Here is a 13,447-nt window from a genome sequence, read left to right as displayed (position 1 = left end):
GGGCACACTGCGCTATGTCGAGGCCGGTAGTGGCTCGATCCCGGTGATCTCCAGTTCTCGGCCGCTGCGCAGCTCGGTGGAGGGCTGGTCACAGCGCGGGCACCAGAAGAAGGGGGGCATGCCCACCTTGAACTCCTCGGCGCACGGCCCGCAGTAGGCCTGGGCGGGGACCTGCTCGACCACGAGCCGTGCCCCGGCGAGGGCGGTGCCGTCGCGGGCCACCTCGAAGGCGAAACCCAGGGCGTCGGGAACGACCCCCGCCAGCTCGCCGACCCGGACGGTCACCGCCGAAACGGCGTCCGTCCCGCCCGTCCGGGCCAGCTCGTCGGCCCGCTCGATGATCGCGGTCGCGATCGACAACTCGTGCATGGTCGGCTCACGGGTACCGGTGGCCCGCGCGGAAGCCGCCGGCCATCCTCCAGAGCCGCGCCTCCCGCCTCAGGCTGGGGAACTCCCGGACCAACAACGCCAGAGCCGCACCGCCCACCAGGACGGCCTCGGCCTTGAGCACTCGCCGTCCGCTCATTTCGGCTCCCCTGCCCGCGGCAGCCGACCTTCGTGCTCGTTGGATCTTCATTCCCGCGACTCCCTGCTGTCTCTCATCCCGGCGAGATGTTCGGCATGGTCTCCGCGAGCGCGTCATGCCGCTTCCAATGGATTCCGGTGGAGCGGCGCGCGTCGGCGGTGCCGTCCTCGTGGTGCCCGGTCTGGTCCTCGTAGCGCCCCCTGTTGCCCTGGTGCATGCCAGGTACGTGGTGGGGCGTGTCGGGCTTCGCCTGGGCCCGGCCCACTCTGATGCTGCCCATAGGGTGATCTCCTTGTCTCGCCTCCGACCTGCGGAGTGCGTGCTCATGACCGCTCGGTGAGGTCCTCGAAGAACCGCTCGACGGCCGGCCAGACCCTGCCGCCACCGGACAGGCCCCGCCACTCCCGGCGTACTACGGCGACCATCCGGTAACAGTCGTCGATCGGCACGATCCAGTGGTGGTCGAGGCCGTGGACGGTGTTCACCAGCAGTGCCTCCACCTCGGGTTCCACGGAGGCGAGCTGCGGACACGTCTCTCCCAGCTGCCGCCAGGCCGGCGCGTCCACCTCCCAGCGCATGGCCCCCGCCGGGCTCGGGCCCTGGGCGGTGACTGTGCCGTCTGCCCGGGGCACGAAGAAGACCAGGCCGACGGGTACGCCCAGGACCTTCGTGTCGACCCGGGGCAGCCGGACCCGGCGCCGGGGCACGAGCCGGTAGTGGCCGTCGCCCGCCCCGCCTTGGGCGAACAGCACCGAGCAGGGATGACAGACGCAGCGCACCTCCTCCTGCCCGGTGTCGTACAGGTGGGCGTGCTCGTCGGGCACCGGCGCGGCGCACAGGTCGCACAGCTCCGCCCCGGCCGCCGCAGTGCGGTCGGCCGAGGAGCGGATGAGTCGGGCCAGCGCTCCGTCCGTGGTCACCGTGCGCCTCGGTGCGTCAGCGTGGCCAGCGGTACGAAGGCGGGTGGCGCCGACCGGTCGGAGGAGGCCTGTACGGGCTCCACCGCCGCCAGCTCGGGAGCCACGGCGAGGACCGCTTCCCGTACGGCGGCGGTGACCTCGCCCCCTCCGCCGCCGCACCCGGAACCGCATCCGCCGCCCGCCGTCAGACGGACCCGGGCCACGTCCCCGTCCACACCGGCCCACTCCACGTCGCCGCCGCGTTCCCGCACGGCGGGTCGCAGCCGCTCGACGGCGCGGGCCGCCCGGTGCTCGACTGGCTCCGGATGAATGTCGTGCAGCACCAGCAGGTGCCCCAGCAGTTCGTCGTCGGCCAGGCGTGTGACCAGTTGCCCGTCGGCGTGGTCCAGGACGCGGGCCAGCGCCTCGCCGTAGACCGCGGTCAGGAGCCCTACCGCCTCGGTCGCGGAGCGCGTGGCGGGACCGGGCATGGACTGTAGGCCTTCCAGCAGCTCGTCGAGACGGGCGAGCCGGGCCTCCACGTCCGGGTCCGCCAGCCGTGTGGCAGCGGCCTCAGCCATGGTTCGCCCCGTACGTCGGCGAGTGCAGGGTGGTCAGCGTCTTGCCCTTGCCGACGTACATGTGCACGCCGCACGGCAGGCAGGGGTCGAAGCTGCGCACGGTGCGCATGATGTCGACGCCCTTGAAGTCATCGGGCCCGTTCTCCTCGAAGATGGGCTGTCCCTGGACGGCGTCCTCGTACGGGCCGGGGGTGCCGTAGATGTCGCGGGGGCTGGCGTTCCATGGCGTGGGCGGATACGGGTGGTAGTTGGCGATCTTCTTGTCCTTGATCACCAGGTGGTGGGAGAGGACGCCGCGCACCGCTTCGTGGAAGCCGCAGCCGATCGCCTCGTCGGGCACCTCGTAGTTCTGGAACACCTTGGTCTCGCCCGCTCGGACGAGCCCCATGGCCTCTTCCAGGAACTGCAGGGCCATGGCGGCCGCGTAGGCGACGAAGTACGGCCGGGCGCGGTCCCGTTCGATGGTGTTGCTCCACTGCGGGATGCGCCACTCCAGGGTCGTCTCCGGCAGGCTCTCGCCCTTGGGCAGCGAAATGCGCACGCTGTTGCCGGTGGCCTTGACGTAGGGGGTGTCGACCAGGCCGTTCAGCGCGGTCGACCACAGCCGGGCGAGCGGGCCGCCGCCGGTGTCGAGGGCGAGGTGCTGGTCGCTGGCCTTGTCGTACCAGCGCGGGCTCATCACCCAGCTGTACTTGTCGTCGAAGTCGCGCTTCTGCGGTACCGGGACGGTCGTCTGGTTCCACGGGTGTCGCATGTCGACGGGGTTGCCGAGCGGGTCGTGGGTGACGAAGGGCTGGTCGCCCGTCCAGTCCTCGTAGTACGAGCTGCCGAGCAGGATCCGCAGGCCGAGGTTGATGTCGACGAGGTTGTTGGTGACGAGCTTGCCGTCGACGATGATGCCCGGGGTGACGTACATGTCCTTGCCCCAGCTGTTCATCGTCTCGTACCGGTAGTCGACGGTCGTGGGGTCCTGAAAGGCTCCCCAGCAGCCCAGCAGGATACGGCGTCGGCCCACCTCCTCGTAGCCGGGCAGCGCCTCGTAGAAGAAGTCGAAGACGTCGTCGTTCATGGCGACGGCCTTCTTGACGAAGTCGATGACCCGCATGAGCCGGCTGAGGTAGTCGGTGAAGGTGGTCGGCTGCGGCATCGTGCCGACGCCACCGGGATACAGGGTGGACGGGTGGACGTGCCGCCCCTCCATCAGGCAGAACATCTCGCGGGTGACCCGGCTGACCTTCAGGGCCTCCTTGTAGACCTCGCCCTCGAAGGGGTTGAAGGCCCGCATGATGTCGGCGATCGTCCGGTAACCGTGGATGTCGCCGTGCGGCGCCTCCGTGCGTTCGGCGCGGGCCAGCACACCGGGGTTGGTGGCCTTGACCATCGCCTCGCAGAAGTCCACGAACACCAGGTTGTCCTGGAAGATCGTGTGGTCGAACATGTACTCGGCAGCTTCACCGAGGTTGACGATGTAGTCGGCCAGCGGGGGAGGCTTGACGCCATAGGCCATCTGCTGGGCGTAGTCGGAGCAGGTGGTGTGATTGTCGCCGCAGATGCCGCAGATCCGGGACGTGATGAAGCCCGCGTCGCGCGGATCCTTGCCCTTCATGAACACCGAGTAGCCGCGGAAGAGCGACGAGGTGCTGTGACATTCCACGACTTCCTGGTTGGCGAAGTCGATCTTCGTGTAGATGCCCAGGTTCCCGATGATCCGGGTGATCGGATCCCAGGACATGTCCACGAGCTGTGGCGGCTTGCGCTCCGTGGGCCGGGCCTCGGTGGTGGTCATCTGTGCTGCTGCCCCTCGCTGTCGGTGTTCCTCGGGTGGGTGGTGGCGTGCGCGTCGCGTGGCATCAGGGCCGCCAGCGCGGGTCGTAGCCGCTGGTCAGCTTCCGCTTGTTGTGGCGCCACTTGGGCTCGTGGTTGACCAACTCGTTCGTCATGCCGCGCAGCCGGCGGATGACGGCCCCGTACGGCTTGATGGCCAGCGACGACAGTGTTCCGCCCGGGGGTTCGTCCATGAACGGCATGAACGCGTCGGGGAAGCCGGGCATCGTGCACCCGATGCAGATGCCACCGACGTTCGGACAGCCGCCGATTCCGGCCATCCAGCCGCGCTTGGGCACGTTGCAGTTGACGACCGGGCCCCAACACCCCGTCTTGACCAGACACTTGGGCGAGTTGTAGTCCTTGGCGAAGCTGGCCTGCTCGTAGTACGAGCCGCGGTCGCAGCCCTCGTGCACTGTCTTCCCGAACAGCCACTGCGGTCGCAGCATGTGGTCCAGCGGGGGCGGAGGAGCGGAGCCGGCCGCGTGGTAAAGGACCCAGATCAGGGTCTCCATGAAGTTCTCCGGCTGGATCGGGCAGCCGGGCACGTTGACGACCGGCAGGCCGCCCCGCGAGGTGAAGTCCCAGCCCAGATAGTCGGCGAGGCCCATGCAGCCGGTCGGGTTGCCGGACATGGCGTGGATGCCGCCGAAGGTGGCGCAGGTGCCGGCGGCCACCACCGCCCAGGCCTTGGGGGCCAGTTGGTCGATCCACCAGTTCAGGGTCTGCGGTTCGCCGGTCTCCGGGTCGTTGCCGAAGGACGTCCAGTAGCCGTCGCCCTCGATGATGTTCTGGTTGGGGATCGAGCCCTCGATGACGAGGATGAACGGGGCCAGCTCGCCGCGCACCGCGGCTCGGTAGGGAGCGAGGAAGTCCTCGCCTCCCAGGCTCGGCGACAGCACCTTGTTGACCAGGTTCACCTTCGGCAGGCCCGGGATCAGGCCGAGCACCAGGTCCTCGATGGAGGGCTGGCCGGCGGCCGTCAGGGAGACGGTGTCGCCGTCGCAGCTCATCCCTTCCGAGATCCAGAGGATGTGGATCTCGTCGAAGCCCTTCCGGTCCTCGGCGCGACTGGGTTCCTTGCTGACTTCGGCGGTACTGCTGTGGGTTGTCATGTCATCGGCCTCCGCTGCAGGGGGTCTCGGAGTCGGTCGTGTGCCGCGCCGGGGCTGCGGCGGAAGCCGGTGCCGGCGGCTCGTTCCGGGGATCCTGCGGCCCGAGTGGTTCGAGCTCGTCGGGCCGGAAGTAGTGGAAGCGGCCGTACCAGTTGTGCAGTTCGGACGCGGGATCGTCGTCGAGGGTGACAGCGATGTGCACGCTGCCGTCCACGTCGTGGAAGACGGCGGCCACCTCGGCGGCCCGCCCGGCCAGGAACATGTCCTGGGCGTCGGCGCCCCGTCCCCGTGGGCTGAGCCGTACGCGGCTGCCACCGCCGAGGGCCACGCCGTCGACGAGGACCGTGTCGGTGGAAGGGGAGAGACCGTCGTCGGCGCCCTCCAGCCACCATGCGGGTCGCTCCGGAGCCGGAGCGGCTGTGGTGGGGGTGACCGGTACCAGCGAGCGGACGGCACCGTGCAACCGTGCGAAGACCTCCGGGGGCATGGTCTCGACCCGGTCGAGGATCGCGGCGGCCCGCAGGTCGGTGGCGCGTGCCTCGCGCTTCTCCTCGTCGGTCAGCAGCATCGTGCGCAGGGTGAGGATCTCGTCGATCTCCGCCGCGTCGTGCAGATCCCCCGGGCTCTCCGGAGCCACCTGCGGATGGTCGGGCAGGATGATCGGTGAGGACAGCAGGACATGTCCGGTGCCGCCGCCCTGGGCGCCGCGGGAGCCGGCTGGGGCGGTGGGGGGTTCACCGCCGAGGACGGGGAAGGTGAATTCGTTCCGGCACGTACCCGCATGTGTGCGCAGGTCCGTGGGCGGATCGATCAGCGAGACGAACTCCACGCCTTCACCGGCGATGAGGGTATGGGTGGCGATGAGCGCACGGCGCAGCGCCTCGTCGCGTGGGGTTCGCGGATCCGGCACAGCTCCCGTGTTCGTGGTGCGCACCCGGAGCCGGCAGAGGTCCGGCGAGAGCCGCTCGGCGGCGACAGTGGTGCTCGCCTGTACCTCCTCCCGGCGCCGCACCACCCGACCGGCGTGTCCCGGCAGTGGCTCGAAGTCCACACCGGCCGCCGCTCCCACCGCAAACGTGCGTTCACCCTGCAGCAGGTCGTCCATGCGGACCGCGACATCGACTTCGCGCGGCACTGCCTCCTCGAAGGTCAGATGCACCGTGCCGTCGTCCGCCCGCAACGACTCGACGGCGCTGTGGCCACCCTCCCGGCCGTTTTCCTGCACTTGCTTGCGCTGCATCTGCAGGTATCGAAGCCTCACCCGTACGGACGCGCCGGGCCGTCGGATCCGCAGCAGACACTCGGTCTGCTGGTACCAGGAGTCGGCGGAGCCGGACATCCCGGGGACGACAGGGCCGTCCGACTCCACCCAGTCCCGGGGGAAAAGGACCCCGAACTGCCACCGGACGCGGTTCTTGGCCGAAGACCGACGGTAGGGATAGAGGAGGTAGCCCTCGTAAAGGACGGCGTCGGCGACGGCGCTCAACTGCTCGAAGCCGCACCGGGACCGGTCCGGCGGCACTTCTGCGCCACCCCTCGTGGCGGCGCACACCATGCCGCTCTCGGCCAATCCCTCCGACATCGCGCCTCCTCGTCTCCGTCTGCACTCCCATCCCTTCCACCACAGTCACATCACTCATCCACCCTCGCTTCCTACGGCGCAGTACCACTGGGCCGTTCGATGGACACTCAGGGTGGTCGGGTGGTCCGCAGCCCGGCGTTACCGAGCGGTGCCGCCGGCCGACCGGCGACGGAAGCGTTCGCAGGACGCTTCCTTGGCCCGTACGCGGTCATCGCCAGCAGCACCGACACAACGCGACCGTCGTCGCGCAGCCGGTGCCCGGCCGCGCCGGAATGCAGCAGATCAAGGGGCTCATTGATCGTCAGATCACCCCGCCCCACGGCCACGATCATGGCCAAGGCAAGGCGGTCACGCGATCCGCCGGACAGGCCCAGGAGCGCTGTCAGCGAGCGCAAGCAGCCCTTGGCGCCCAGCCCGCCCGGGCCTGCCTCACTCCCGGCCGCGAAGCGCCCGCAGGGAAACCTCTGTCCGACCGCGCCAGCAGCACCGGCACCGGCCACGATCCCTTCGCCCTGCTGAGCTGGTGAGGAACATGCCCTACCTGTCGAAGATCGCTCTCAACCCGCGCCGCCGCAGCGCACTCGCCTTGCTGCCCAACCCACACCGCCTGCACGCCGCCGTCCTCGGCGGACGAGCGGCGGGCGACCTCCCAAAGGGTGAGGGTGGCGGCCGCGTCGAGGACCGTGACCGGGTTGGGCGCGCCGACGGTGCCCCACAGGGACTCGGGCTCCGCCCCCTCACTCCCGCTCGGTTCGCCGGGCGCCTGCCCACACGGAGCGCCGCCTCCGGGGGCAAGGCCGTGCTTGACGTAACCGGCCCGTGAGCCGAGCACCCGGAATCGCGGCTCGAGTTGCGCGGTCGTCGCCGACCTGTGAGAACGTCCAGCGCCAGTCCAGGTCCTCGGTGAGGAATCCGCCGAGGATCAGACCGACTGCGCCGCCGCCACCGGCGAACGCACCGTAGATGCCGAACGCCTTGGCGCACTCCTTGGCGTCCGTGAACATCACGGCCAGCAGCGAGAGCGCGGCGGGCGCGAGCAGTGCGCCGAAGGCACCCTGCAGGGCACGGGAACCGAGGAGCATCGCCTCGTTGGTCGCGGCGCCGCCCAGGGCGAACGCACCGGCGAAGCCGATCAGGCCGGTGACGAAGGTGCGCTTGCGGCCCCACAAGTCGACGCGCGAGGTGGCCCTCGTGCTCGGCGTCCCGCCGGGCACCGTCAAGTCGCGCCTGTACCACGCCGTGCGGGCGCTGCGCACGGCCCTGAGCATCGTGGAGACCGGCCGATGAGAAAGTCAGGGGGAAGCCCGCCTGGTGGTACCAGTCCGCGGCCTGACACGTGCCCGGCCCCGAGGGCTCATGTCCCCGCCTGGGTGTCCTGCGCCTGCCGCTCCCAGGGCGGGACCGGACGCCGTACCCGCACAGGTCTGCCCTACGACCGTCCGCTCCCCTCTCCTCTCCTCCCGGTCCCAGTGTGGGCCGCCGTCTCGCCGAGTCTCGTCGCCAAGCTCCGACGGATCATCCGGACTCTCGCCGTGCTCGCGACCGGCGGGACGGTGCACAAGCAGCTCCGCCGACAGCAACAGGGCGACCCGGGGGCCAACCCGCCAACAGCATCGGCTGTCATGCCAGCGCCGGAGCGGCCGCCACATTCGCCGCCAACGACACCGCGATCCCGAGGAGGAAGGCCAGCCACACCACAGCACACGTTGCACGGCCCCGCATTCCGGGACGAGTTCAGCAGGCCCACCGTCGCCAACAGCAACAAGCCGTCCACCGACAACGGCCACAACGTCGCACTCACCACATCCGCCCCGCCCTGCAGGGCAAAGGCCCGCTGATGCACGTACGAGGCGTACCCCGCCACCGACGCCACCACCAGCGCACAAGCAGCCCCGCCGATACGACGCCGGCGCCGCTGCCGCAGCACAACCACCGTCCGGGAAAGCACCAGCTCACGCCTGGTACGGGGACGTACGGATGCTGTCGGTGCCCCGCCGGGGGTTCGAACTACCGTGGGGCCCTGGTAGAGACGTCGGCAGCGTCGTCAGGGTGGGCACACGCACCTCCACACGCAGAACTATGGTGCCCCACCACATGTGCCACTGACCTGCGGATTCCTACGGTGTGGCGACACGCAAACGTCCCCGTCGACCGCCAGGAAGTGGTGCCGATGTCGTCGCCCGCAACCGCTCCGCCAGCCCCGTCCAACCTCAAGCGCATCGTCGCCGCCAGCCTCATCGGCACCACCATCGAGTGGTACGACAACTCATTCGATCGGGGCTAGGACCTGCGGTTTTGCCTCGTCGGCGGGCAGAAGGTCAGCACCGAACCAGCACCGGAACTCGAAGAGAGTGGTCAAACTCCCGTCTCCCAGGCGACCCATCGTGCGTCGCTCCGGCACCGGACACGTACCACCTGGCCTCCTCGGCGAGCCGTTCATCTCCCGCCGACCGGCTGGCGCACCGTCCTACAGACTTACACTGCGGCCGCCGGCTCGGCAGGCCAGGTCGGGCGGGGCGTGAGGCCGGCGCGCCGCAGGAGGGCGGCGGATCGCTCGGCGGCGGCCTCGGCGACGGCGGCGAGGTCGATGCCGGTCGGCCGCCGGTCGCGGACGACCACGCGGCCGTCGACCAGCACGTCACGGACGGTGCGCGACACATGGCCCCAGACGAGCTGGCGGGCGAGGTCGCCGCGGGGCATCCAGGCGGGATCGTCGGTGTCGAGTACGACGATGTCGGCGGCCTTGCCGACCTCGAGGGAGCCGGTCCGCTCCCCGAGACCGATCGCCTCGGCCCCGTCGACCGTCGCGAGCGCGAACGCCTGCTCGGCGCGGATCGGGTCGGGCAGGTCACGGTCGCGTTCGAGGCCGGCGAACAGGTAGGCGGCCAGGAGGACGTCCGGGGCGTCGCCGGCGTTGTGGGCGTCGCAGCCCAGTGCCACCCGGCCGCCCCGGCGCACCAGCTCGGCGTGACGCGACGCGCGGGTATATCCCTGGGCGAGGCGCAGGTAGGCCCCCGGGCAGGCGGCGACCGCGGTACGGGTGGCGAGGATCGCGTCGACCTCCGCGTCGTCGAGCCACACGGCGTGCCCCAGCAGCAGGCGCGGGCCGAGTACTCCCAGCTCGCCGAAGTGGACCACCGGCCGGCGCCCGCAGCGCTTGGCGTAGGCCTCGACGTCGGCGGGTCCCGGCGAGACGTGCCAGGTCAGCCCGGTGTCGAGCCGCTCGGCCAGGCTCGCCGCTCCGGCGAAGAGCTCGTCGCTGGCGAGGTCGTGGCCCACCAGCGTCACCCACCCGGTGACCGGCCCGGTGACCGGCAGGGACCGGACGATGTCCTCCTGCCTGGAGAGCACCTCGTCGGCGGGCGCGCCGAACGGCACGCCCTCCGCGTCCCAGCCCCAGCCGCCGACCCGCGCGCGGATCCCCGCGGCGCTCAGTCCTGTGGCGACCCGCTCCGGGTAGGCCGTCGTGCCCGGCTCCAGCACCGTGGTGATGCCCCGGGACAGGCACTCGACGGCGGTGATGGTCGCGGCCAGTTCGTCGTCGTCGCCGTCGGCGTGGGCCTGGAGCGGGACGATCCAGTCGAAGATCGACTCGTGCGAGCTGATGTGATCCGGGATCGTGCTGCGCACGAGGGGGTCGACGGCCATGTGCTGGTGGGCGTTCACCAGGCCCGGGATGACGACACAGCCCGACGCGTCGATCTCCTTCGCACCCGGGAAGCGGGCCCGCAGGTCCTCGGCCGTGCCGAGCGCGGCGATGCTGTCCCCGGACACGGCGACCGTCGCCCGGGGGAGAACCCGCCGGGCGGAGTCCATGGTCACGACGTCGCCGCCCACGATCAGCAGGTCGCTCATGGCTCGATCACGACCATGCCAGCCGTCTGGACCTGTTGCGGGGACATGGCATCGGGCCCCTCGAAATCGGTCTGCACCCTGGCTCGCACCGCTCTCCTCCTCACCTTCAGCCGTCTCGCATTGCGAGTCGGTGGAACGCATTACGAGGTACTCTTGCCTTCGGCGACTGATGCTGTCAACGCTCCTGTGGAACATCTTGGTTTCGTCGGTGTTCGCCTGCTCGTAAGGCAGACAGCCCTGGCTGCGGCAGACACACAGGCAGGTGGGGACGAACAGGCAGGCCGGCGTCGCCGCGCAGCCGCTGGTCGTGGTGGTGAGCAGGTCCAGCGCCGCGAGCGCCAGATGCAGTTCCGCCGAGGCGACGGGAAGCAGGGTCTCCGTCCCGAGGAAGTCCTTGGTGAAGAGGGAGCTCTTCGGAGACGCTGTGCCCGCGCCCCTCTCAACACGGCGTCCCGCACGAGCCCAAAGCAGAGGCGGGTCGGTGGACCTCCACCAACTGGTCCGCCCAGGAGTCACGCTCGCGGTAAGCGGGCCGCAACCACTTCCCGCTCACGTCGGCGCCCTCCCACGTGTTCCTCGCGGCGGCAGCGGCTTCACACCGATGCCCGCCATGGTCCTCGAGGCCGCGCCGGACGCGGCACACCCTTCACCGTCGCGCACGGCGGGCGCACCCGTTCGACGATGGCGTTCGCCGACGAGCTCGCCACCGTCGCCGGCGACACGCTCACCTTCTCTCGCAGGACGAGGCCGGGCTCTGCCGGAGCTCCCCCGGCTTCTGGGCGGGCTCGATACGCGGATACCGCCGTGTGCACGTGCATGTCGGCGTACCTCGAGGTCGACCCCGACACCATGGTCAGGTTCGCGGCTGGACGAGGTCGCCGCCGTCAGCAACGACCCGGCGCACGACGCCGCCGACCCCAAGCCCCTGCCCCCTTGCCGCAAGACCCCGCGGCCGACCTGCAGGCGATCGCCTGGCCCGTCAACGAGGGCAGGGTCGACATGGCGGCGTTCCAGCGGATGGCCGATCACTTACACCGCCCACCGGCATCGAGCGCCGGCCATGCTCGCCCCGCTCGGGCTGCGGTGGAGCCAGGTTACGTCCATATTGAATTGCATGATGGTGTATCGCATTGCTTGACGGCCCATGTGCAGCCCCCTACTCTCCCGACCATGAGCAGCGCGACCTCCACGATGCGACGAGCTGCCGGCGGAGCCCGAGCTGACCGAGTTTCCCTTACGAGACGTCGGCCACCACGTGGCCACCGCCGACGACCTCGCCGTCCGCGCGAGCTGTACGCCAGGCGATCCGGCGGCTCGAGCAAGTCGCCGGAGTGCCCGGGCTCGTTGCGTACCTCTACGTCAGCGCAGCGTCAGGCAGGTCCTGGACGACGTCAGGGCGCCACCGCCGCATCCGCAAGTGAACTTCCCGGGCCGGCACTGACCGGTCCGGACAACCCGCGCCACAAGGAGGTCCCCAGACCATGACCACCTCGCTGGATCTCGAACCCGCGACCGGACCCGCCGCCTGGCGGGGCGACGAGCTGGCCGGTTCAGACGCCTGGATCCACCATCTCACCACGGAGGAGGTTGCCGAGCTGGAGGCGGTCGGCCGCCGGTTCGTGGACGACGATCCGGACCTGCGCACCGTGCGCCCCGAGGACTACCCGCTGGACGTGTGCGCCGAGCAGCTCCGCAGCACCGCCCAGGAGCTGGACCGCGGTCGTGGCTTCCTGCTCGTGCGCGGCCTGCGGACCCAGCACTACTCGGACGCGTTGTCCGCCGCGATCTTCTACGTGATGGGCCTGCACCTTGGTGAGCCGATGCGGCAGAACGAGCTCGGCGACCTGCTCGACCACGTCATGGCGACCACCGACAAGACGCTGGACGACCCGACCGCGCTCGGGTCCCGTACCCGCGACAAGCTCAACTTCCACTCCGACAGCTCGGACATCGTAGGCCTGATGTGCCTGCGGCCGTCCAAGGCGGGCGGCGCAAGCAGCCTGGTCAGCGGAGCCACCCTCTACAACGAGGTGCTCGCCCGCCGCCCCGACCTCGCCCCGCTGCTGTTCGAACCCTTCCACCACGACTGGTACAAGCAGGACCACGACGCCCCGCAGCGCTACTACACCTCGCCGATCTGCAGCCGGGTCGACGGCGTGTTCAGCATCTACGGCGGCAACCGCATGATCTTCTCCGCACAGGACTACCCCGAGGTCCCGCGGCTGACCGAGGCGCAGATCGAGCTGCTGCACCTGATCGACGACGTCGCCCGCGAGCCCGGCGTGGCGCTCGACATGGACTTCCGCCCCGGCGACGTCCAGTGGCTGCTCAACTACGCCGCCATGCACTCCCGCACCGAGTACCAGGACTTCCCGGAACTGCAGCGACGCAGGCACCTGCTGCGGCTGTGGCTGCGCCACGACAGCGGGCGTCCGGTCGTCCCTGGCTTCGGCAGGAACGTCGTGCAGGGCCGCACACAGACGCGCACGGACGGTGACGCCGACGACCGCGGCAACTTCTCCATCGGCACCGCATCCATTCCCCGCTTGGACTGGGGCGTCTGACTGAACCCGCTCCCCGCCAACACCTCCCTGGAGCACAGCATGTCCCTGCGCACGATCCTCTCGCGCGTGTCCGTCGGTACAACCGCGGTCGTGCCCTCGCCGCGACGCGGGAGCACCAGGACTCCATGCTCAGCGACGAGGAACGCTCTGCCGGGCGCACGATGATGATCTGCGTCGGCCGCTGTCCGGGGCGACCGATTCGTCCTTGACCCGCGAGCCGTCGTCGAGCCTTGGTCGCCGACGGAAGGCGTTCGCCGGCCCGACCACCTGCACCGGCCGACTGCCGCATGGGTCCAGTGGTGGACGGACGTTCGACGTTGGACCGTGCGATGGCCGGGGCGCACGGCAGGGGAACCGTCGGACCTGGCCCGAAGGCGCGACCACCACGAACCCATCGACGAGGCCGGCACAGCCGATGAGGAACGAGGTCGCCGACGTCCGTCCGGGCCCTTCCCTCCTCCGGCATTCGCGAGATGCCATGTTGACATGCGAGACAGTTAC

12 protein-coding genes and 3 pseudogenes are annotated in these 13,447 nt (G+C 70.2%); 2 read left to right on the top strand and 13 right to left on the bottom strand.

Features of this window, described 5'->3' with window-relative positions; all coding sequences use genetic code 11:
- Nucleotides 1–12: 12 nt before the first annotated feature.
- The 11 genes and pseudogenes from hypA to Q4V64_RS49875 form a co-directional block, all read right to left on the bottom strand.
- Nucleotides 13–369, bottom strand: coding sequence for a hydrogenase maturation nickel metallochaperone HypA (gene hypA, locus Q4V64_RS49920; protein ID WP_124444852.1), 357 nt, complete (start codon nt 367–369; stop codon nt 13–15).
- Between the two features lie 7 nt (nt 370–376).
- Entirely contained in the window at nt 377–526 is a 150-nt protein-coding gene (locus tag Q4V64_RS49915) for a hypothetical protein (protein WP_172629553.1), read from the bottom strand.
- A gap of 73 nt (nt 527–599) precedes the next feature.
- Nucleotides 600–806, bottom strand: a complete 207-nt coding sequence (locus tag Q4V64_RS49910; protein ID WP_124444851.1) for a hypothetical protein — start codon at nt 804–806, stop codon at nt 600–602.
- Between the two features lie 43 nt (nt 807–849).
- Nucleotides 850–1,446, bottom strand: a complete 597-nt coding sequence (locus tag Q4V64_RS49905; RefSeq protein WP_124444850.1) for a DUF5947 family protein — start codon at nt 1,444–1,446, stop codon at nt 850–852.
- On the bottom strand, nt 1,443–2,006 hold the full coding sequence (locus tag Q4V64_RS49900) for a NifU family protein (RefSeq protein WP_124444849.1): 564 nt from the start codon (nt 2,004–2,006) through the stop codon (nt 1,443–1,445). The genes Q4V64_RS49905 and Q4V64_RS49900 overlap by 4 nt, the downstream gene beginning before the upstream one ends.
- Nucleotides 1,999–3,792: a nickel-dependent hydrogenase large subunit gene (locus Q4V64_RS49895; protein ID WP_124444848.1), complete on the bottom strand. Its 1,794-nt coding sequence runs from the start codon at nt 3,790–3,792 to the stop codon at nt 1,999–2,001. Before Q4V64_RS49895 ends, Q4V64_RS49900 begins: the two co-directional genes overlap by 8 nt.
- A gap of 64 nt (nt 3,793–3,856) precedes the next feature.
- Nucleotides 3,857–4,945: a hydrogenase expression protein HypE gene (locus Q4V64_RS49890; protein WP_124444847.1), complete on the bottom strand. Its 1,089-nt coding sequence runs from the start codon at nt 4,943–4,945 to the stop codon at nt 3,857–3,859.
- 1 nt (nt 4,946) lies between these two features.
- Nucleotides 4,947–6,527, bottom strand: coding sequence for a hypothetical protein (locus Q4V64_RS49885; protein ID WP_124444846.1), 1,581 nt, complete (start codon nt 6,525–6,527; stop codon nt 4,947–4,949).
- A 107-nt stretch (nt 6,528–6,634) separates the two neighbouring features.
- Nucleotides 6,635–6,865, bottom strand: a complete 231-nt coding sequence (locus Q4V64_RS49880) for a hypothetical protein (protein WP_124444845.1) — start codon at nt 6,863–6,865, stop codon at nt 6,635–6,637.
- A gap of 284 nt (nt 6,866–7,149) precedes the next feature.
- A pseudogene (locus Q4V64_RS55825) lies at nt 7,150–7,407 on the bottom strand (oxidoreductase); the annotation flags it as partial.
- Nucleotides 7,403–7,699 (bottom strand): annotated as a pseudogene (locus tag Q4V64_RS49875) (MFS transporter); the annotation flags it as partial. The pseudogenes Q4V64_RS49875 and Q4V64_RS55825, both read right to left, overlap by 5 nt.
- Here Q4V64_RS49875 and Q4V64_RS49870 point away from each other — a divergent pair.
- Nucleotides 7,695–7,814: pseudogene (locus Q4V64_RS49870) on the top strand (sigma factor-like helix-turn-helix DNA-binding protein); the annotation flags it as partial. The pseudogenes Q4V64_RS49875 and Q4V64_RS49870 sit on opposite strands and share 5 nt — an antisense overlap.
- 142 nt (nt 7,815–7,956) lie before the next feature.
- Here the strand turns inward: Q4V64_RS49870 and Q4V64_RS55820 are convergent.
- Entirely contained in the window at nt 7,957–8,370 is a 414-nt protein-coding gene (locus Q4V64_RS55820) for a hypothetical protein (protein WP_253267448.1), read from the bottom strand.
- Nucleotides 8,371–9,002: 632 nt separating this feature from the next.
- Nucleotides 9,003–10,382 carry an amidohydrolase family protein gene (locus Q4V64_RS49865; RefSeq protein WP_303714923.1) on the bottom strand — a complete coding sequence of 460 codons (1,380 nt, stop codon included), beginning with the start codon at nt 10,380–10,382 and terminating at the stop codon, nt 9,003–9,005.
- 1,481 nt (nt 10,383–11,863) lie between these two features.
- On the opposite strand from Q4V64_RS49865, the gene Q4V64_RS49860 reads away from it, so the two are divergent.
- Nucleotides 11,864–12,946, top strand: a complete 1,083-nt coding sequence (locus tag Q4V64_RS49860) for a TauD/TfdA family dioxygenase (protein WP_124444822.1) — start codon at nt 11,864–11,866, stop codon at nt 12,944–12,946.
- Nucleotides 12,947–13,447 lie beyond the last annotated feature (501 nt).

The sequence above is a fragment of the Streptomyces sp. NL15-2K genome (assembly GCF_030551255.1).
Taxonomy (GTDB): Bacteria; Actinomycetota; Actinomycetes; order Streptomycetales; family Streptomycetaceae; genus Streptomyces.
Note: the sequence above shows the minus strand (reverse complement) of the source record. Positions and strands in the feature narration are given on the sequence as shown.

Bases quoted from the DNA above. Each gene is read 5' to 3' on its own strand.
- Q4V64_RS49860 (WP_124444822.1), top strand. From the start codon at position 11,864: ATGACCACCTCGCTGGATCTCGAACCCGCGACCGGACCCGCCGCCTGG.
- Q4V64_RS49865 (WP_303714923.1), bottom strand. From the start codon at position 10,382: ATGAGCGACCTGCTGATCGTGGGCGGCGACGTCGTGACCATGGACTCC.
- Q4V64_RS49895 (WP_124444848.1), bottom strand. From the start codon at position 3,792: ATGACCACCACCGAGGCCCGGCCCACGGAGCGCAAGCCGCCACAGCTC.
- Q4V64_RS49885 (WP_124444846.1), bottom strand. From the start codon at position 6,527: ATGTCGGAGGGATTGGCCGAGAGCGGCATGGTGTGCGCCGCCACGAGG.
- Q4V64_RS49915 (WP_172629553.1), bottom strand. From the start codon at position 526: ATGAGCGGACGGCGAGTGCTCAAGGCCGAGGCCGTCCTGGTGGGCGGT.
- Q4V64_RS49910 (WP_124444851.1), bottom strand. From the start codon at position 806: ATGGGCAGCATCAGAGTGGGCCGGGCCCAGGCGAAGCCCGACACGCCC.
- Q4V64_RS49890 (WP_124444847.1), bottom strand. From the start codon at position 4,945: ATGACAACCCACAGCAGTACCGCCGAAGTCAGCAAGGAACCCAGTCGC.
- Q4V64_RS49900 (WP_124444849.1), bottom strand. From the start codon at position 2,006: ATGGCTGAGGCCGCTGCCACACGGCTGGCGGACCCGGACGTGGAGGCC.
- hypA (WP_124444852.1), bottom strand. From the start codon at position 369: ATGCACGAGTTGTCGATCGCGACCGCGATCATCGAGCGGGCCGACGAG.